The organism is Cupriavidus sp. KK10, assembly GCF_018223725.1.
GTDB classification, from domain to species: domain Bacteria; phylum Pseudomonadota; class Gammaproteobacteria; order Burkholderiales; family Burkholderiaceae; genus Cupriavidus; species Cupriavidus necator.
In genome coordinates, this window is record NZ_CP073678.1 from 91,379 (window position 1) to 110,459 (window position 19,081).

The 19,081-nt window shown below is 63.9% G+C and carries 12 protein-coding genes and 2 pseudogenes; 1 reads left to right on the forward strand and 13 read right to left on the reverse strand.

The annotated features are described in order from the left end of the window. Positions 1–88: 88 nt before the first annotated feature. From KB879_RS31650 to KB879_RS31705, 12 genes and pseudogenes are all read right to left on the reverse strand, one after another. Positions 89–3,178 carry an efflux RND transporter permease subunit gene (locus KB879_RS31650; RefSeq protein WP_211983381.1) on the reverse strand — a complete coding sequence of 1,030 codons (3,090 nt, stop codon included), beginning with the start codon at positions 3,176–3,178 and terminating at the stop codon, positions 89–91. Next, the gene (locus KB879_RS31655) at positions 3,175–4,287 is read right to left on the reverse strand and encodes an efflux RND transporter periplasmic adaptor subunit (RefSeq protein ID WP_211983383.1); all 1,113 of its coding nucleotides are present in this window, start codon (positions 4,285–4,287) and stop codon (positions 3,175–3,177) included. The genes KB879_RS31650 and KB879_RS31655 overlap by 4 nt, the downstream gene beginning before the upstream one ends. Then, positions 4,284–5,681 (reverse strand): efflux transporter outer membrane subunit, encoded by a 1,398-nt coding sequence (locus KB879_RS31660; RefSeq protein ID WP_371827454.1) that lies wholly within the window; start codon positions 5,679–5,681, stop codon positions 4,284–4,286. The genes KB879_RS31655 and KB879_RS31660 overlap by 4 nt, the downstream gene beginning before the upstream one ends. A 935-nt stretch (positions 5,682–6,616) precedes the next feature. Beyond that, positions 6,617–7,636 carry a hypothetical protein gene (locus tag KB879_RS31665; RefSeq protein ID WP_211983385.1) on the reverse strand — a complete coding sequence of 340 codons (1,020 nt, stop codon included), beginning with the start codon at positions 7,634–7,636 and terminating at the stop codon, positions 6,617–6,619. A gap of 40 nt (positions 7,637–7,676) precedes the next feature. After that, a complete protein-coding gene (locus tag KB879_RS31670; RefSeq protein ID WP_211983387.1) occupies positions 7,677–7,931 on the reverse strand; it encodes an RNA-binding protein in 255 nt (84 codons plus the stop codon). Between the two features lie 279 nt (positions 7,932–8,210). Then, positions 8,211–8,447, reverse strand: a complete 237-nt coding sequence (locus KB879_RS31675) for an RNA-binding protein (protein WP_211983389.1) — start codon at positions 8,445–8,447, stop codon at positions 8,211–8,213. Between the two features lie 41 nt (positions 8,448–8,488). Beyond that, on the reverse strand, positions 8,489–10,807 hold the full coding sequence (locus KB879_RS31680; protein ID WP_211983391.1) for a DUF3141 domain-containing protein: 2,319 nt from the start codon (positions 10,805–10,807) through the stop codon (positions 8,489–8,491). A gap of 163 nt (positions 10,808–10,970) precedes the next feature. Beyond that, the gene (locus KB879_RS31685) at positions 10,971–11,132 is read right to left on the reverse strand and encodes a hypothetical protein (RefSeq protein ID WP_211983393.1); all 162 of its coding nucleotides are present in this window, start codon (positions 11,130–11,132) and stop codon (positions 10,971–10,973) included. A 143-nt stretch (positions 11,133–11,275) separates the two neighbouring features. Further along, positions 11,276–11,410, reverse strand: a pseudogene (locus KB879_RS31690) (3-hydroxyacyl-CoA dehydrogenase family protein); the annotation flags it as partial. A 270-nt stretch (positions 11,411–11,680) separates the two neighbouring features. Then, positions 11,681–11,992 (reverse strand): TetR/AcrR family transcriptional regulator, encoded by a 312-nt coding sequence (locus KB879_RS31695; protein WP_249221451.1) that lies wholly within the window; start codon positions 11,990–11,992, stop codon positions 11,681–11,683. Beyond that, positions 11,952–14,936: a Tn3 family transposase gene (locus KB879_RS31700; RefSeq protein ID WP_211983400.1), complete on the reverse strand. Its 2,985-nt coding sequence runs from the start codon at positions 14,934–14,936 to the stop codon at positions 11,952–11,954. Before KB879_RS31700 ends, KB879_RS31695 begins: the two co-directional genes overlap by 41 nt. A 5-nt stretch (positions 14,937–14,941) precedes the next feature. Continuing rightward, positions 14,942–16,611, reverse strand: a pseudogene (locus KB879_RS31705) (phage integrase family protein). 236 nt (positions 16,612–16,847) lie between these two features. Between KB879_RS31705 and KB879_RS31710 the strand changes: the two are divergent. Beyond that, positions 16,848–17,969 (forward strand): J domain-containing protein, encoded by a 1,122-nt coding sequence (locus KB879_RS31710; protein WP_211984259.1) that lies wholly within the window; start codon positions 16,848–16,850, stop codon positions 17,967–17,969. Between the two features lie 185 nt (positions 17,970–18,154). Here the strand turns inward: KB879_RS31710 and kdgD are convergent, their stop codons facing one another. Next, positions 18,155–19,069 carry a 5-dehydro-4-deoxyglucarate dehydratase gene (gene kdgD / locus KB879_RS31715; protein ID WP_211983402.1) on the reverse strand — a complete coding sequence of 305 codons (915 nt, stop codon included), beginning with the start codon at positions 19,067–19,069 and terminating at the stop codon, positions 18,155–18,157. Between the last annotated feature and the right edge of the window lie 12 nt (positions 19,070–19,081).

Below are 19,081 nucleotides of genomic sequence, written 5' to 3' on the forward strand. Positions count from 1 at the left end.
TGCCGCAGCCGCAGCAGAGGGGACTTGACCGTCTCGACAGCGGCGCGCGCGATTTGGGCATCGTGTCTTCCGTTCGCGCGACCACCGTTCAGGAAGGGTTGGAGGGCGACGAATTTCGCGCTTGCGATTCGGTCGTGCGTCGAACGTTGAACCACGCCGCATACAGAGCCGGCATGAAGAAAATGGTCAGCAAGGTCGCAACGGTAAGGCCGCCCATGATGGCGATGGCCATAGGCGCCCAAAAAATGCTTCGGGTCAGCGGAATCATGGCGAGGACCGTGGCCGCCGCAGTCAGCGCCACCGGACGCGTGCGATGCACGGCGGCATCGACGACCGCCGTCCAGGTGTCCCGCCCTTGCGCGATTTCCGCCTGCACCTGGTCGACAAGAATCACTGAGTTTCGCATGATCATCCCGCTCAAGGCGGTGACGCCAAGAATGGCGACGAACCCCAGCGGCGCCTGGAAAATGAGCAGCGCCGCGACCACGCCGATGAGCCCCAGCGGGGCGGTGAGGAAGACCATCGTCATGCGCGAGAAGCTCTGAAGCTGCAACATCAGGATCGTCAGGATGGTGACCAGCATCACGGGAAATACCGCCATCAGCGCGCGATTGGCCTTGTCGCTTTCCTCGACCGCGCCGCCGACGTCGATGCGGTAACCGAAGGGCAGCTTCGCCTCGATGTCCTTCAGGAGCGGCCGGATTTCCTGGGTCACTGACACGCCCTGCTCACCATCCTTGACGTCCGCGCGCACGGTGATCGCCATGTCGCGGTTGCGGCGCCAGAGCACCGGCTCTTCAACTTCGTACCGCACGCGCGCGACCTGCGACAGCGGCACCACCGTTACCTCGCGGGTATAAAGGCTCACGTCCTTCAGGGCGCCGAGATCGAGCCGCTCGGAAGGCACCGCACGGGCGACTATTTCAATCAGATCCTCCCCCTCGCGCAAGTGGGACAGCGTCGCGCCGTTCGTGAATGTTTGGGTCACGAAGGTGACGTCGGCCGGAGCCAGCCCGAGCGCGCGCGCCTTGTCCTGGTCGAGGTCGAACTTTAGCGTGCGAACCGGGTCGTTCCAGTCGAGCTGGACGTCGCGCACTTTGAGGCTCGACGCCACCACTCTTTCGACCTCGCGGGCGATTTCGCGAACCTTCTGTGTGTCCGAGCCGACGACGCGGAACTGTATCGGGAACCCTACCGGAGGACCGAGTTCGAGGCGGGTGACTCGAACCCACACTTGCGGGAATTGCTCGTTGACGCTTTCCATCAGGCGCGAGCGCACGCGCTCACGAGCCTTCGTGTCTTTCGTCATCACGACGAAGACAGCGTAGCCCGGGTTCGGCAGTTCGGGATTGAGGGCGAGATAGAAGCGTGGCTGCCCCGCCCCCGTGTAGGCCGTGAAGAAACGCACGTCCTGGTCCTTCTTGAGCACCGCCTCCATTTTCTTCACCTGCTCGGTGGTCGCGGCGAACGACGCGCCTTCCTTCAGTCGCAGCTCGACGATCAGCTCGGGTCGCGCGCTGCTCGGGAAGAACTGCTGTGGTACGAACCTGCTCGCGGCAACCGCAGCGGCGAGCGCGGTCAACGTCGCCCCGATGACCCACCAGCGTCGCACGAGAGCCAGGTCGATCCATGTTCGCAGCTTGCGGTAGAAAGGCGTGTCATACGGGTCGCCGCCATGGTGCTTCGTTCCGAGGTCCTTCGGCAGCATGTTGACGGCCAGATACGGCGTGATGATCCCGGACACAACCCACGAGAACAGCACCGCGGTGCCGACGATCCAGAAGATGCCGCCCGCGTACTCGCCGGTGGTCGACTGGGAGAAACCGATCGGCATGAAGGCGGCAGCCGTAATGAGCGCGCCAGTCAGCCGCGGCATCGCAGTCGCCATGTACGAGTAGGCGGCCGCCTTCACGCGGTCCCACCCTTCCTCCATTTTCACAACCATCATCTCGACCGCGATAATGCCGTCATCCACCAGCAGACCGAGGGCAATGATCAGGGACCCGAGCGAGACGCGCTCGAGATTCCAGCCCATTGCACGCATGACCAGGGCGACGACGCCGAGCACGATCGGCACTGAAATCCCGACCACGATTCCCGTGCGCCAGCCGAGACTGATGAGGCAGACAGCGAGAACGATGGTCAGCGCTTCCAGCAGCGAGCGCTCGAACTCCCAGATCGATTCGCTGACGACGGTCGGCTGATCGGCCACCCGCTCGAGTTCAACGCCATAGGGCAGCTCGAGCTGCACTTTTGCGACTGCCTGCTCGATCGCCTTGCCGAGGTCGACAATGTTGCCGTCGTCGGTCATCGTGATGCCGAGCATCAGCACCTGCTGCCCGTTATGGCGTACCGTATAAATCGGAGGATCTTCGTATCCTCGTGTGATCGATGTGAAGTCGCCGAGCTTGAGCAGCCGCCCGCCGGCGGCGATCGGCACGCTGCGGATCTCGTCCAGGTTATGGAACTGGCCGCTCACGCGCACGAGCACGCGATCGCCGTGCGTGTCGATCTGTCCGCTGGCCAATACGCTGTTTTGGCTTCTGAGGCTTTCAGCGATCTGTAGCGGCGTAATCCCGAGCGCGGCGAGCCGCTCGTTCGAGAATTCGACGTAAATCTTCTTGGCCTGCTTGCCATAGATGTCGATCTTTTTCACCATCGGCACCTTGAGCAGCTGCCGCTTGATATTTTCCGATACGTCGGATAGCTCCCACTGACTGATGCCGTCTCCTTTGACGGCATAGAGCAGGCCGGTCACGTCGCCGTATTCGTCGTTGAAGATCGGGCCGATGACGCCGTCAGGGAGCTCGAGCTTGATGTCGGTGAACTTCTTGCGCGCCTGGTACCAGGCCTCGCGCTGGTCTGCATGGGACGTGCCGCCCTTCACGGTGATCGTCATGCCGCCGTAGCCTTGGCGCGCATAGGTCACGACTTTCTCGAAATGATCGAGCTGTTCGAACTTCTTCTCCATGCGGTTGAGCACCTCGTCCTGGACCTGTTGCGCAGTGGCGCCGGGCCAGATCACAAGCGCCGTCATCGACGGTACCGAGAAGTTCGGATCCTCGAGCTGGCCGAGCTTTGCGAAGCTGAGCGAACCGCCAATGCCGACCAGGAGGATCAGGAACAGCACGATGGCGCGGTGGCTCAACGCCCATTCGGTGAGATTGAACGGCTTCATGGCACAGCTTTCCCGGTTTGCGAGGCGCCCGCCGCGCCTGCAAGCGCGACCTTCAGGCCCGGGGCCATCTTCTGCACTCCCGCAGTAACGACTAGCTCGCCAGCGGGCGGTCCGGAAACGAGCACATCGTCATTGCGATAGCCGTGCACCGAGACGCGGATCAGATCGACCCTGCCCACCGGCTGGGAACCCTCACGACGAACCGCCCAGACAGCGGGCTGGCCCTTGTTCTGCGTGAGCGCCGAGGCAGGGATCACTGCTGCTGACGCTTCGCCGGATGATCGTTCGACCAGCAGCGTAGCGGTCGCGCCGAGCGGCAGCAGCCGGGGTACCGTAGGCTTCAGGCGGGCGCGGTAGGTCCGAGTTTGCGCCGCCGCCTGCGGCGAGAGTTCGCGCAACTCGACCTCGAAGCTTTGCTCGGGCGTGCTAGCGAGCCGCGCCTCGTATCGCGCCGCCCTGAACGTTGCGAGGCGATCTTCCGGCAGATCGGCGACTATTTCTGGCTCGCCCTCGTTGGCGATCGATACCATCGTCTGTCCTTCGGCGACAACTGCTCCCACCTCGAAACGCACGGCGGTGATGACGCCACTCCGCGACGCACGCAGCACCGTGTACTTCAGCCGGTTGCGTGCGAGCTCGAGTTTCTTCCGCTCGGCTTCGGCCGTCGCGGAGGTTGTCTGCGCACCGGTCTGTGCCTTTTCGTCGTCGGAGACGCTGACGGAGCCGTCGGTTTTGAGCAAATTGAGCCGCTGCCGATCGGACTCGGCGAGCCGCGCCTGCGACACGGCCGCGGTGAGCTGCTGCCGCGCCGCTTCCTCGGCGAGCCGATAGTCGGTATCGTCGAGCACGGCCAGTACATCGCCCTCGCTAACCTTCTGACCGACGTCGACCTTGCGCTTGACGACCTTGCCGCTGACACGGAACGCCTCATTGACTTCATGACGTGACTGCACGGTGCCGACGTAACGGTCCGTCACCGCGCTCTTGTCGTAGCGGATCTCGGCAGTGCGGACCGCGCGAAGCGCCTCGGGGGCGGGCTTCGATCCGCATGCGAGTACCATCGCGGCACTCGGCAACACCGCGAACAGCGCGCGTAGAGAGGTTTTCACGATGGTTCCTTGTGTCGATCCACACTTGATGAATTGCCGGAAACCGACGTGCCGTCAGGCGCGTCAGCGGTCTCGAAAACCTCCCAGCCTCCACCGAGCGCCTTGTAGAGTTGGACGCTGGCGAGCAGCAATTGCGTGCTGCTGTCGTTGGCGATCGCACGGACGGCCAACCGCGTCCGCTGAGCATCCAGCAGCGGCAGCAGATCGATCTGGCCGCGGTCGTAGAGGGATTGCGCGCGGCCCAGCGCCGCTTCCGCCGTCGACGCGGCGTCGTGCAGCAGTTGCGCCCGTTGGCGCTCGTCGTCGAGCGCGACCAGCGCGTTCTCGACGTCTTCCAGCGCTCGCACGATCGCGTCCTCATAGTGGAGCACCGCTTCCTTCTGACCGCTTTCGGCGATGTCGTTGATCGAGCGCGTCCGTCCCGCATTGAAGATTGGCATTGCGATGAGGCCCGCTACGTTGCTGAAGCGCGCCGGACCGAGCGCAATCCCGTTGAGATCAATCGACTCACGGCCGAATACTGCGCCGAGAATGAGCCGCGGAAACCATTCCGCCATCGCCTGTTGCCTGCGCGCGTTGGCCGCGTCGAGTTGCGCGCTTGCGACGAGCAGATCCGGTCTGCGCTGCAACAGGGCGGCCGGTTGCCCCGGATGCGCGGGCGGAACGATGGCTTCGACGCCCGATGGCGTGATGCTCGCGGCGTTGAAGGCCTGATCCCCCACGAGCACCGCAATGTGATGGCGCGAGATCGCGGCAAGCGTCTCGAGCGGCGGTATCGCCGCGTGCGTCTTGGATGCTTCCGTTTTCACGCGCTCGACGTCGAACGGAGTCGCGAGCCCGACGCGTTCACGGGCGGTCACGAGGCGCAGCGTCTCGTCTTGCGCAGCCGATATCGCGCGCACGGTCTCCAGCTGGCGCAACGCCCCGACGAGCGTAAAGTAGTTCGTTGCAACATCGGTCAACACGAGAAGGCGCACGCCGCGCGCGGTATTCTCGACTGCGACCGCATCGGCTTCAGCCGCCTTCGCACCTGCCCGCAGGCGGCCGAACAGGTCGACTTCCCACGAGGCACCGATACCGACCTGTCCCGCCCGCGTATTCGCCGCTTCGGGCACGAAGTTTTTCAGGGCAGTATCGTAAGTCGTCGTGTGATTGAAGCCGTTGGCGCCAACGATCACGGTCGGCAAGAGCCACGACCGGCTGATCGTTTCTCCGGCTCGCGCGGCGCGCACGCGTTCCGCCGCGATCCGGATGTCCCGGTTTTCGTGCGCCGCGTGACGGACCAGATCAGACAGCACCGGATCGCCATAGCTATCCCACCAGGCGGCCTCGGGCTCCTCCACAGATGCCGACGTGGCCGCGAACCTGCCGGGAACCTCGATCGACGGTTGCATCACCAGTGTTGCGCAACCAGCCAGAACAACCGCCAGCGACACGGCCAACGTGACCGCCGTGCCGCGACCCGCCACTTCACCAGGGCGGGGTGGCAACCTCGGCGTCTGAGAAATGGTAGATGATGGCAGCATCGCGAGCGGATCCGGCAAAGTTGGTCTTGCGACTGGTGTAATGGAAGGCCGGCGTGATTCGGGTTCGCGGCGCAGACCCAACGCCAGCCGGTCCACCACGCCAGGTCTCTTATGCAGACGATTGCGGCTGGGACTGCGACCGCGGTTATCTGTCAGCCTGAAATCACGTTACTCATTCTGTAGCCCAAAACCTTGACGCAGATCATGAGACTGGCGCTGTGAAGCTCGGGCGGCCAAGGCCATGCGGCGGCCCCTCACCCGGGGTAGACGTCTATCGTTGAGCGTTATGCACCGGCATGGAAACCTGCGCAGGAATGGCAGGATTTCCGCAAATGATTCGAATTCGTTCCCAGGCATGTTTGGAAGGTCGCGAACGACCGCAGGTGGGGGGGGTGACGGGTGATCTGCGTGACCTGTTACTAACGCTCTCGGATGGCAGGAACTGGCCGATCTGACGCCCGGTGCCAGATTTCAAGCAGGCTTCAGCCAGAGTACACGCGCTAGAATCCGTGCGTGGCTGAGGCAGCGGTGCAGCCAAAAGCCATCCAGGCCGGCCTTATAGCAGGAGCGCAACGGTGCATCGGCGGCCAGATGACACCGAGCTTTCGCCTTGGCGATAGAGGTAAGAACCGACGCCATGTTGGTGGCCGGCCACCGAGCACCGGCTCGGCGCACGCGCGCCGTCGCCCTGCGCCAGCGCCGAACTCGCTATCACCGCGAGCCCAACCGTCATCAGGAATGTCTTGCTTTGCATTCTTCGCTGCTTTAACACACCAGAGACACCCCCCTTCTCCCGCTCCCCGCTACAGCAAGCGCTCGGCCTCGTCGAGCAAGCTCATGCGCGACAACATCGCTGCGCGTGCGAAGCGCACCAGCGCGAACGTCCGGACCAGCGGCGGATCGCCGGGAACACGCGCCGTCAGCAACTCCAGTTCATGCCCGGGCACGGTGCTGCCTTCCGGCAAAAGCAAATTCATCAGGCTTAGCCGCCTGCGCTGGCTTTCAATGGAGAAGCACGACCTTGCATCCTTGAACACCGCCGCCATGCCTTCCAACTGGCGGTCAAGCGCGCCGGACTTGTCGCCCAGTTCGCGCAGTTCCCTGTCGTTCTGTTCGATCTGCTCGCGCAGCCGGGCCCGTTCCCCGGCGTCCGCTTGCTCGTCGCCGCCCATCACCGAACGCAAACCGGTGCTCTGCCGTTCCAGCAGGCGCAAGCGCGCCTTCAGCAGACCATGCTCCCGCTCCAGCACATCGCGCCGCGATGTGTCGGCAGCAATATTGGCAAGGCTCTGAAGGGCCATCTGATCCAGCATTCGCCGGACGATCTCCTCGCGCAGCGTCGCATCGGTCGAGGCGCAAATCCGGACCTCATGGTCACTGAAGCAGACCCTGGTCTGTGGCACCTCGGCACGCATCACATCCCCTTCGAGGGCAATGCCCAGGGTACGGCGCTCCGTCATCGTCATACCCAGCACGGCGTAGGCCTGGTCCGCGCCAGTGGACGCATCGAAAAACTCGCGTAGGTCCGATGAGCGGCTGAAGGCGAGCTCCACGTCATGCGCCGTGCCAAAAAAAGCATGAATATAGGGATCGGTTCCCCACGTCGCCGCGCTGGCTTCCCGCGGCGCCGGCAAGCCGGCTACGAGGTCCCGCACATAATCGAGCGCCATGCCGACCGCGGGGCCGAGCCGTTGCTGGTAGCGCGGCACCAGCCGCAGACGCGGGCTGAACCCGAGCACGCGCTCCGTCAACCCGGCTATCTCTTGCTCGTCATGCGGGTGCGCCCCGGCCTCACGCCGCCGCAGCCAGTTCAGAATACTCATGCAACTGCTCCCTTCACACGCGTCGCCCTGCTCTGCGAGGTCAGCTATAGCGCTCCGCCATGACCAGCGCGCTGAGGTTGTGGCCTTTCCAGAACATGTTGTGGATGCGCGGCTGAAGCTTGCGCAAGGCATCCGGATCGAGGGAATGGAAGGTCAGCGTCACGGCTAGCCGTGACCCGTCCCCCGGAACATGCTCGATTTCGTCGAACGGTGGGAGGCTGTACTTGACCAGGAATGCCTTGATCTCGTCATCGGTCGTGCCGCTCTCGATATTCTCCAGTAATAGCAAGGACATGATTCACTCTCCTCAGTTGCTGCCGGGGCGCGCTACGCCATGATGTTGACGCCGCCTCCCGCGAAGCGGTTGCCAGCCCTGACAGGTATGGGTCGAAATGCCCGCCCTTCAACAAGACCAGTCGCTTGGGCTCCAATGCCTGTTGGTAAGCGTTTAGCGCCAGATCGGTGACAGCGATTTGATCGCGCTCGGCCACCAGCATCAGCAATCCATGGTTTCGTCACCCGGCGTTCAGCGGTGGGCACCGCTGAACGCCGGGCCCGTTCGAGAGTGCCGCCGCTACCCGTTCCACCGCGGCACCCAGGCTTGCAGGCGCTGGCCGTGATAGATATGACCGCTGATTCTCAGGGCCAGCGCCGTGGCCTCCGCGCGCGTCATCTCCATCTCGATGACCGCGGTCGGCATCTCGCCCTCCACGATGAGTGTGATTTTCTTGACCGGTGCGTATGCACTCAGGGCCTCACGGACTCCGTCTTCCGACACGTCGTGGGGCAGGTTTTGAATCACGATTCGCATAGACGTCTACCCTTCCGGCATTTCGCTCGATTACCGCTCCGTCACCGACCAACCGCGCGCAGGGCCCCGCTGCCGCCCGCCTCGCCGAGCACGCCGCGGATGCGCGCGAGCATCGCCCTCTGCGCGGCCGTGGGCTGGATGCCCTGCACCCGCTCGTCGGCGAGCACGCGCTCCAGCAGCGTGAGCAGCCGATCCCGGTCCTCATGCTCGGCCAGCAGTAGCGGCAGCGTCTCGATTGCTTCTTCCGGCTCGTAGCGCGCGATGATTGCCTGCTCGCCGCCGATGCGCCGCACTTGGTCGCGCGGCAGATCCGGCAGCAGCTCGCGATAGTCTTCGATCAACTCCTGCGCGAGCTGCACGCGGGAGAGCGGGAGCGGCTCGCCCTTGCGCGCCAGCAGGACGGCGACCCGCGCGAGTGCTTCCGCGTAGCCGCCGCTCCCGATCGAAGCCAGCGCTTCCTTGACGAAGGCGAGCTCGCGCGGGGCCGCTTGCTGCGCCTCCGTTTCGCCCTCTCGCCCGTCGGCGAGGTAGAAGGCGAACAGGTTGCCGTAGATCAGGAAGAAGGCAGCCTCGCTCAGCGCATCGCGCAGGGCGCGGTGGCATTCGAGCGACGCGCTGGTCAGCTCGGACACCACCTCCTCGATCCCTCGCGCCGGATGCTCGGCCCCCGGCGCCTGGCGCTGGGCCTTCACGGCCTGGGCGGCCGGCCCCAGCCACCACAGCCAGGGGTTGAGGTCGGAGATCGCCCAGCGTTGCAGGCGCATCGGGTGGAAGATGCGCCCCAGCTTGGCGGTGTACTCGTTTGCCAGCGCCTTGACCCATGGCCGCCCGAAGAGCTCGTACGCGTGCTGGTTGAATTCCGAGACGACGCTCACCGCCTCGAAGGGCCGTTCATCGGCGCGCTTGAAACGATTCAGGCGAGCGGCGACGTCCTCCAGGCGCAGTTCCTCGAAGCTCACCTCGTACGCCGACTTGCCGCCGGCGTCCTTCTGCTCCGCGATCCGCATTCCGTACAGGCCGGGCGGCAGCGCCTCGATGGACTTCAGAACCGAGACGATCTGGGTGTATTCCTTCCTCGCCACCTGGCCGGAAACGAAGATGCCGAGGTGGCCGACTTCCTCGTGCATCAGACCGACGATCACCTGCCCGTTGGCCTTGATCTCGTCCGTGCTGCCATAGACGTCGGCGACCCAGTTGAAGGCCTGTTGCGGCGGCGTGATGTTGTCTCCCAGCGAGGCGAACAGCACGATGGGCGACCTGATCTCGCGCAGGTCGAGCGCGCCGCGCGGGCCGGCTTTCACCGTGCCAGACCACAGCTTGTTGCCGACGAAGAGGTTCTGCGTGATCCATTCGATCTCCTCGCCGTTCAAGATGTAATAGCCGCCCCACCAGCGTTCGAACTCGAGGAAGCGTGCCGGCTCGGTGTCGACGTTGGCAAACACCCGGTAGTACTTGTCCCAGAAGGTGTTCGCAGGGTTGAGGTTCTCGAAGTTCTGCACCAGCCAGGCGCCGTCGAATTTCCCGGCGCCGAGGTCGGAGGTGAGGGAGGCGAGCCAGGTGCCGCCGAGCAGTCCCCCTGCATAGCGCATCGGATTGTCGCCCTCGCCCTCGCGCCAGGCGCCGCCCCAGTAGGACATCGGCGCGCCGACGATCACCACCGGGCCGATGTCGTCGGGGTCGGAAGCGGCCAGCATCATCGCCGCCCAGCCGGCCTGACAGTTGCCGATGATCGCGGGCTTCTCGGCGTCGGGGTGCAGCGAGCGCACGCGGTGCACGAACTCGCGCTCGGCATTGCACACGTCCAGCAGCGTCTGTCCCGGTTCGGGATTGGGGAAGAACATCACGAAGTACACCGGATGGCCTGCGCGCAATGCCACGCCGACCTGGGAATCGTCTTTGAATCCGCCTATGCCCGGTCCGTGGCCGCCACGCGGGTCGATGATCACGTAGGGGCGGCGCCTGGGATCGATCGTCGTGCCCTCGGGCGGAACGATGCGCACCAGTGCGTAGTTGACCGGACGCTCCAGCGAACGCCCGTCCATGATCGTCTCGTAGTCGAAGTGCAGCACCGGCGGCAAGCCTTGCTGCTCGTGCTCGATGAAGTTGTTGCCGCGCTGGCGCAGCGTGTCCCAGAGTAGGATGGAGCGCTGGCCGAAGTCCACCGCGTATTGCGCACCGCCCGCCCACATCTGCCACGGCATCATGGGGCTCGCCATCAGCCCGGCGGGTTGCCCCGCACAGGCCTTCTGTACCCGCTCGCCGAAGCGCTCCACCGCAAGCTTCGTGCGCGTCTGCAGTACCTGCGCGACCTTCGCGGAGATGTCGTGGCTCTGGGAGAGTTGTCTGGCTGTATTGCTCATCAGGTCTTCCTTTCCGGGGTGCCGGCAAACGGTTCGCCCCGGCACCATTTGTATCGAAAACGCATCAGTTCACTCCCGAGCGACGCGGCACCATGCACATCCTGGTGGCATCCGATCGCCAAGTCGAAACCCTGCTGCGCAGCCTCATTCGGAATTGCGGGGGTCAGGCGGGATTGAGGTCGGAGATCGCCCAGCGCTGGGCACACATGCCTGTTGCACGCGCTCTGAATTGTGTGAGCGCTAGTCCCGCGCGAGTCTGCGGCATCTGCGCAACCTTCGCCGTCATGTCGTGGCTCTGGGAAAGCTGTCTGGCCGGATTGCTCATGGTGTCCTTCCTCCTTGCGTGTGCCGGTTGCGCGGCGGCAGCGCGTGTGCCACGAGATGTGCTCGGCACGTGAGCCCTGCTCGAAGCGCGCCACCAAATGGAGCCGCGGCCGAGCGACGCGAGCCCCGGTCTCGGTGCAGGGCTCAATTCACAGCCTCATACGTGTAAAAGCCGCGGCCGGTCTTGCGGCTGAGGTGCCCGGCGGCCACCACTTCCTTGAGCAGCGCAGCCGGCCGGTACTTCGGATCGTTGAAGTCGTGGTGGAACACCTCCACCACGTCCGGGTCGATCAAGAGGTTTCTCTGCTCTGTACCAAGCGCTTGCATACGAATAGCAACCGTTTTATCGCTAAGTCCTCATGACCTTTCCCCGGCTCCTTGTGCTGCCCGCGTGCTGTTCAAACTGGGCTCCGTGACACCACTCGAAAAAGACTGGCACACGCGGGCCGAACCACCTTGCGCTACGTCAAGGAATGCGCGGTTGCCCTTGAGTGGGTGCTGCTATCGGCATAACGCCCGAGCCAGTCGGTCATAGCAGCGGCGCGGCAGTCATTCTCGGATGCGGTCCTCGATCGGTGCCGAAATGCCATCGGTGCGGACGATTTGGCTAGCAATTTCAGTGGCCAATTCCCGGATAAGGACATCCGGAGACGCGAAGTACTTGTAAAACGTCCCGCGTGACACGCCCGCCTCCCGGATCACGTCATCGACCGACATGGCGGCGTGGCCCTTGCTCGCTACCAGCTTCAGTGCACTGTTCAGAAGCCTCCAACGCATTCGAGGGTCGGCCGGAATTCGTGAAATTTTCGCCACATCTCCGCTAAGCGGCTGATTTGAATAGAAATTCAATCGTTGGGTCAAGCGGCGGAGCCCGTCTTCGGAGGTCCAGCAGGTAGTCCCCAAGCCGGTTGATATGCTCGCGCCGGTAAGGCGAAAGCACCTTCAGCACCTCGGCATCGACGGGGTGCCCCTTCTCCTGCAACGCCTTGAGCTTGCGCGACATCCACTGGACGTTGTAGAGAATGACCATGTTGGCGACGAGCTGGTTGTATTTGATGACCTTGCGCTGCTCGTGCCGCACGTTTTCGGCAATGGTGCCGTCCCCGCCGAACATCAGCCATTGCGCGAAGTCATTGAACTGCTCGCTCTTGTTCGTCGCCGCATGGATTGTGCGACGCAACTCCGGCTCGTTCAGGTACTTCAACAGGAACAGCGTGCGGATGACTCGGCCGAGTTCGCGGAACGCGAAGTACAGCTTGTTCTTGGCGCTGTCCGACCCCAGCCGGCGCAAGATGGTCGACGGCGTCATTCTGCCGGCCTTGATCGAGACCGCCACCCGCAGCATGTCGGGATAGTGGCGCTGAATCAGATCCCAGTTGATGGTCTGGCGACACAGGGACTCGATGTGAGCATATTTCCGGCGCCGGTCCGCCTTGAACAGCACCAGGCCCTTGATATTGCGCATACGCGGCATCAGGTTGATACCCAGCAGGTAGGACAAACCGAACACCGGCCCGCTCTGCGCCTGGGTGTCGCCGTGAATGGTATCGGGCTGGATCTCCGAACCATTGCGGATCAGCCCGTCCAGGATGTAGACGGCCTCATGCACCCCACACGGAATGAAGTTGCTGAAGAGCGCGATGTACATGTCGGAGACATGATAGTAGCCGATCCCGCCATACCCGCCATAACGGATGTGGTACTCCGACAGCAGGTTTTGCTCGTACAGGCTCCACTTGGTTCCGTCCGCCGACACGCGCTTGCCGCTGCCCCAGTACTTCGGCAGCGCGAACTGGTTGTAGGCGTTGATGACCTTCACGATCGCCTTGTCGAGCCGCTCTTCGGTGACGTGATGCAGATTCAGCCAGGCGATCTGCTTGCGGCTCAGCCCCTTGACCGAGCGCGCGGTCTGGCTGGGCCCGAGGTTGCAGCCGTAGCAGAACAGCGTGCTGATGAAGCGCTTGCGCGGCTCGTCGAGCTTGGCATCGAACCCGGACAGCGGCCCGAAGAGCTGGTGCAGGTTCAGCCATTGCTCGGTCTCGGTCAGCACATCCAGGATACTGATCTGCGGCATCGAGGCCGTGATGGCCTGGTCGATCAGCATCTTGTTGGGCGGGTCGGGCTCTTTGCCCGGCTTGTGAATGATCAGGCCCTGTTCGCCGAACTCGATGCTGTCGTTCGCAGGGAAGTTCGCGTCCACCTCGTCGAGCACGGCGCTGAGTTTGTCCCGCAGCGTCTTGATGAAGCTCTTGCCATCGGTCGGCAAGCCCACGATTTCACAGTAGCGCGGCATCTCCCGCTGGAATTCCTGCTGCGAGACCTGGTGCACGCGGAAATCATCAAAGCGATCGCTGCCTTCGACGTAGAGATCGCCGGAACTCAGTTCCTGCATCACCTGGTGGAACACGCACAATTCGAAGTACCGGCGGTGGAGCAGCCGGGCGCTGCGGCCGTCTGGGAAGATGGCCTTATTCCACTTGTCCGGGATCCAGTCCAGAGGCAGGTTGGCAAGATCGTTGTCAGTGAGCTGCAGATACTCGCGGTGGGAGGCTCGGAAGCCATCCATCCAGGCCAGCGCCACCAGGATCGCCTTGTCCTGCGAGCTGGAGCGCAGCGGCAGCACCTCAACGCACTGAAACAGCAAGGAGCGCTGCTGGCGATATGGCGCCAGCATGAACGGCGGGTCAAAGTTGCCGGCGTAGGCAATATGTTCATTGCAGCGCGCGAACGCCCCGGCGGCGTCGTTGCCGAGCACTTCGCGCACCTTCTGCAGCCGGAAAATGTCGGCGATGCCATCGTCCTGCAGAACCTGCAGCACGTCGCGGAACTGGCCGACCAGGCTCTCCAGCGCGTCCGCGTGCGCCAGCTGATATTGCTGCAGCCGGGTCCTGGCGAGGGATTCGAGCTTGCGCATCACCTTGATGAAGATCTCGGCCACATCATCGAGCGCCTTCTGCAGTTGCGCCTGAATGAAGAGCACCGCCAGCGTGTAGCGCTTGGGGGGCTTGAGCCCGCGCAACTTGGTAATGTCCAGCGCCCGCGCCTCCGTGACCAATTGCGTGCGCTTGGCGACCGAGAGCATGGGCGGTGCTGGCGGCAGGCCATCGGCCAGTTTCCGCAGACCGTGAATATGCTTCAGAAAGCTCGCGATCTCGCGCGTGGCCGGGCGTTTGGGCTCGCGTTTGAGCTGGTCCCAGCCGGACTTGCCGGTCTGGCCGTCAAACAGCGCCTCGATCCGAGTTTTCAGCGCGTCATCGAGCGCCCCCGTGATGGTGCGGTAGATCGCTTCGTTGAGCCGGGCCCGGGCCTGTGCGGCCATCCGCTGCAGGCCCGCCAACGGCGGCAATTCGTACCGCCCCCGGATCAGCTCCTCGATCAGCAACTTGACGATGTCCGGCAGTTCAGCCTTGGTCCGCGCGGCATCGGTTGCCTGCGACTCCAGCCATGCCTGCGCGTTGGCGTCCACCTGCCGGATGCCAACATAGGCGCGCAGCAACTTTTGATGCCGGGCGCGGGTGCCCGAGACATCGTAGCGTGTCAGCACGCTGCGCGACAACGGCCGCGCGCGCAGGGCAGCCCGTACGTGCTCGATCACCGCGGCCGGCACCTCGGTCAGCATCGGAAAGTAGCCAAGGCGCTGCAGCAATTTGAGCTGCACGAGAATCAGCACCGACGTCGAGGCCTGGCGCGCCTGGCTGCGCGCAAAGCGGATCTCGGCCGCGGTCGGCGTGAACGCTGCCCGCAGTTCCACAACGGTGGGCTCGGCGGGCAGCACCGGGTAGGCGGTCTCGTGGATCGGCGGCATGATTTTTATCTGCGCCAGAAGGCCTGCTCAAGCTGGCGCGTGCGCTGCACCTCGTCATCGTGCAAGTAGATCGAGGTGGTGGAGATGGAGGCGTGCCGCAAATTGTCACGCACCGTTGTCAGGGTTGCGCCGTGCGCCAGGGCATGAGTTGCATGGGTGTGTCTTACCCAGTGGGGCGTGGCGCGCCGCAGCTTGTCCGCCAGCGCCGGATGGTCACGCTGAATGAAGTCGGCGGCCAGCAGAAAGAAGCGGCGAAACACGTCGCGCAGACGCGGCGTGGTAATGGCCGCGGCGCTGTCCAGGTTGGCGAGCAGGGGCGTATCCGGCTTCCAGTGCGAGGGCGTCACCGGCAGGCCACGTTGGACCAGGTATTGATCGAGCGCGTGGCGCGCCAGGGACGGCAGCGCGACCTTGCCAGGCTTGGCACCTTTGCCGACCAAATGCAGCCAGCGCTCGCCGCGCGCGCCGATCTCGATTCCGCCAAGTGTCACGCCCACCAGTTCACCGGCGCGCAGCCCGGTGGCGTACCCGAAGTCCAACAGAAACCGCAGTCGCTGCGCGGCCGGCTCCGTCCAGCCATGGGACCATTCGAGCCCGTCGGCAATGGTCCGCACCAGTTCCCAATCGCCCGCCGAGAAGGCGCGGGAAGCGTCCAGGCCGGCCGCCCGCTGGCCGCCGCGCACTTTCAGTCCGGCAAAAGGGTTCGCCAGCACGTAGCGCTGCTGGATTAGCCAGCGGAACATGCCCCCGAGCACGGACAGGGCATAGGCGATCGAGCGTGGCGACAAGGCGCCAGTAAAGGGGCGCCATTCCGGCGACGTGCGCGGCCGTGCCGGCGCGACCCAGCGATGGTGCGGCGTGGGCCGGCGCAGGAAGGCGCGGTAAGCCGACGCGTCTTCCGAGGTCAGCGAGGACAACGCCTTGCCGCGCTCGAGGATGGCCCACAGCAGCAGGCGCTCCGCCTCCTTGCGGTAGGCACGTTCGGTCTCGGTCGACTCGTACAAGGCCAGCCAGGCCCCGATGGCGTCATAGTCATTGTCGGCAATGAGCGTGCACATCCGGCGCGGGGCCCGGAAGGCTCCATGCGATCCGTCGACCTCATGCGGCAGCCGGATCTGCTCCCAGGGCACGACCGGATCGGGCGGTGCCGCCGTGACCAGGGCGCGCGCCCGTTCGGTGAGCTTCGGGTGCGCCGCGAAGAAGGCCTCGATGGGCCTGGCGCCGCGGGCGCCCAGCCCATCGATGGCGGCCCACCAACGGCGTCGGCGCGGAATGCGCACCGTCAGGTCGGCGAGCGTGCGGATACCATGGGCGCGTAGCGCGGTGACCGCGCGTGGGGACAGCCACCAGTCAACCGAATCGCTGATCTGCGGCTCGGGGAGGGGCAGCGACCGCAACGTTTCGAGCGCGCGGGCGACCGCCTTGGCGTGGCTGGCCCGATCTGCCGCGTCACAGCAGAACAGTGCAGCAAAATCCTCGCGCGCCGCCGCCGCGCGAAGTCGGCGAGCTGGCGGCGAATGACCCCGAGCACGCCACGCGCCGACCGGCCCACGCCCAGCGCGTCGGGGCAATAGCGTGCGACCGCCTGGCGCGACGACGCGCCCACGTACCAGGCCCGCAAGGCCGCCAAGGAGGCGGCGTCGGGGAAATCGGGCGAGATCGTCGTGTCTTGCATCGAAAGTCGTTCGCGGGGTGCGTAAGCCTTGGTATGGAGATGGCCAGGCCGGCACGCCAAGGTGGGGGCAAATTGCAAGACTGCAGTTTGCCAGAAAAATGTTCCTATATCGCTAACAGCGGTTATCGATATAGGACTGCGAATATGAGCCCTGCGCCAGGTGGCTTCCATCCGCCACAGCGACTAGAATGCGGACAGACTTCGCTTTCCGCCGCTTCTTCGCGCAGATCCAGCTCATGGCCCGGACCAACCACCAGTCTGTCAGCATCGCGCCTGACCACAACCGATCCACCCTATCGAAAGGGCAAAAGACGTTCAACTCACTGATCCAGCAGATTGAGAAGCGTCGCATGAGGCTGCGTGCCTGGGAATCTGCCACCGCCACGTTCCATCAGCGGTACGTCAACGACTTCCTGCCGCTTGAGCAGTCCTCGACCGATCTGCAGATCCAGATGGTGCATTGTCTTGACCGCGCCTACGAGCACAAGGGACTGACCAAGGCAGAACGCCACAAGCTCGCCGCCGTGATCACGAATTTGGCAGGTGATCTGGCAGGTGAAGATGACAGCCTGAAAGCCATCTACAATAAGTACAGCACGACCGACTATGACAGCGAAACCGCTGCCGAAATCGACGGCATGAAATCCATGCTGGAGGCCGTGCTTGGTGTCGAACTGGGCGACGACGTGGACATGAGTTCGCCAGAAGACTTGCTCCAACGCGCCCAGGCACACATTGAGCAACAACAAGCGGAAGCGACCACTGAAGCCGCTGCGCGCGAAGCGCGTCGCGCCAAGCGGAAAAAATCCCCCAAGCAGCTTGCGGCAGAGGCACGTGCCCAGGAAGAGCAGGCTCAACTCAGCCTCTCCATCCGCGAGGTCTATCGCAAGCTGGCCAGCGCCCTGCATCCGGACCGCGAAACCGACCCGCAGGAGCGCGAGCGAAAGACCAAACTGATGCAGCGCGTCAACGAGGCCTACAACAAGAACAACCTGCTGCAGTTGTTGGAGCTACAACTGGAGCTGGAACACATCGACCAGCATTCGATCAATGGCATCGGCGAAGATCGGCTGAAGCACTACAACAAGATCCTCAAGGAGCAAGTTCGCGAACTGGATCAGGAGATCCAGCATGTCGAAACCGCGTTCCGGCACAGCTATGGAATCGATCCTTTCGAAGACCTATCTCCACAGACGCTCCTACGAAACCTTGCCGCAGACATGAAAGATCTCCGGCTCAATATTCGAACCCTTGAGCATGATCTTGCCGCGTTCGAAGACATTAAGAATCTGAAAGGTTGGCTCAGGACTTTCAAGCTTGCACCGTCTGCACCCGTCTTCGATGAGATGCCGTTCTAGCGGCGGCATTGCCACCGCGCTGTCGGCGCAAACGCTTGCTGCGCAGTAGCCTGCCTCGGCACCCTCCGCGTCCGTTTCTGCGCATCGAGAACAGCTGATTTTCTATACAAATCAGTGGGTTGCCGGAGATGTGGCGGATTTTTCACGAATGGCGGCCAACCCTCGTTTACCGCTGGATTTCCGGCTTACTGCGGACCCAGCTTGCAGATGAGGGCGTCGAGCTCGGCTATTTCCGCTTCGGTCAGGTCGGTCAGCGGCGCGCGCACCGGGCCGGCATCGTGGCCCACCAGGCGTGCGCCGGCCTTGACGATGCTGACGGCGTAACCCTGCTTGCGGTTGCGGATATTCAGGTAGGGCAGGAAGAAAGAGTCGATCAGACGGCCGACGGTCTCGTGGTCGTCGGCGGCGATGGCGCGGTAGAAGTCCATCGCAGTGCGAGGAATGAAGTTGAACACGGCCGAGGAGTACACGGGCACGCCCATGGCCTTGTAGGCGGCGGCATAGACTTCGGCGGTGGGCAGGCCGCCGAGGTAGGAGAGGCGGTCGCCCAAGCGGCGGCGCACGCGCACCATTGCCTCGATGTCGCCCACGCCGTCTTTGAAGCCGATCAGGTTGGGGCAGCGGTCGACCACGCGCTCGAGCAGGTCGGCGCCGATGCGCGAGTTGGCACGGTTGTAGACGATCACGCCGATGCGCACGGCCTTGCAGACCTCTTCGATATGGTTGGCAATGCCTTCCTCGCTGGCTTCGGTCGGATAGTGCGGCAGCAGCAGCACACCCTTGGCGCCCAGGCGCTCGGCTTCCTTGGCGTACTCGATGGCCACGCGGGTGGGGCCACCGGCGCCGGCGAGGATGGGTACCTTGCCGGCGCAGGTTTCGACGGCGGTTTGGATGACGTGGGAATAGTCCTGCGGGGTCAGCGAGAAGAACTCGCCGGTGCCGCCGGCGGCGAACAGTGCGGTCGCACCGTAGGGGGCGAGCCATTCGAGGCGTTCGACGTAGGTGCTTGCGCGGAAATTGCCCTGTTCGTCGAAATCGGTCACAGGGAAGGAAAGCAGGCCGTCTGAAATAATCTGCTTGATTTCTTGCGGTGTGGTCATAGTCGTTCTTTC

Coding starts and splice junctions, on each gene's coding strand:
- KB879_RS31665 (WP_211983385.1), bottom strand. CDS start 7,636: ATGAGTATTCTGAACTGGCTGCGGCGGCGTGAGGCCGGGGCGCACCCG.
- KB879_RS31650 (WP_211983381.1), bottom strand. CDS start 3,178: ATGAAGCCGTTCAATCTCACCGAATGGGCGTTGAGCCACCGCGCCATC.
- KB879_RS31700 (WP_211983400.1), bottom strand. CDS start 14,936: ATGCCGCCGATCCACGAGACCGCCTACCCGGTGCTGCCCGCCGAGCCC.
- kdgD (WP_211983402.1), bottom strand. CDS start 19,069: ATGACCACACCGCAAGAAATCAAGCAGATTATTTCAGACGGCCTGCTT.
- KB879_RS31685 (WP_211983393.1), bottom strand. CDS start 11,132: ATGAGCAATCCGGCCAGACAGCTTTCCCAGAGCCACGACATGACGGCG.
- KB879_RS31680 (WP_211983391.1), bottom strand. CDS start 10,807: ATGAGCAATACAGCCAGACAACTCTCCCAGAGCCACGACATCTCCGCG.
- KB879_RS31670 (WP_211983387.1), bottom strand. CDS start 7,931: ATGTCCTTGCTATTACTGGAGAATATCGAGAGCGGCACGACCGATGAC.
- KB879_RS31660 (WP_371827454.1), bottom strand. CDS start 5,681: ATGCAACCGTCGATCGAGGTTCCCGGCAGGTTCGCGGCCACGTCGGCA.
- KB879_RS31710 (WP_211984259.1), top strand. CDS start 16,848: ATGGCCCGGACCAACCACCAGTCTGTCAGCATCGCGCCTGACCACAAC.
- KB879_RS31675 (WP_211983389.1), bottom strand. CDS start 8,447: ATGCGAATCGTGATTCAAAACCTGCCCCACGACGTGTCGGAAGACGGA.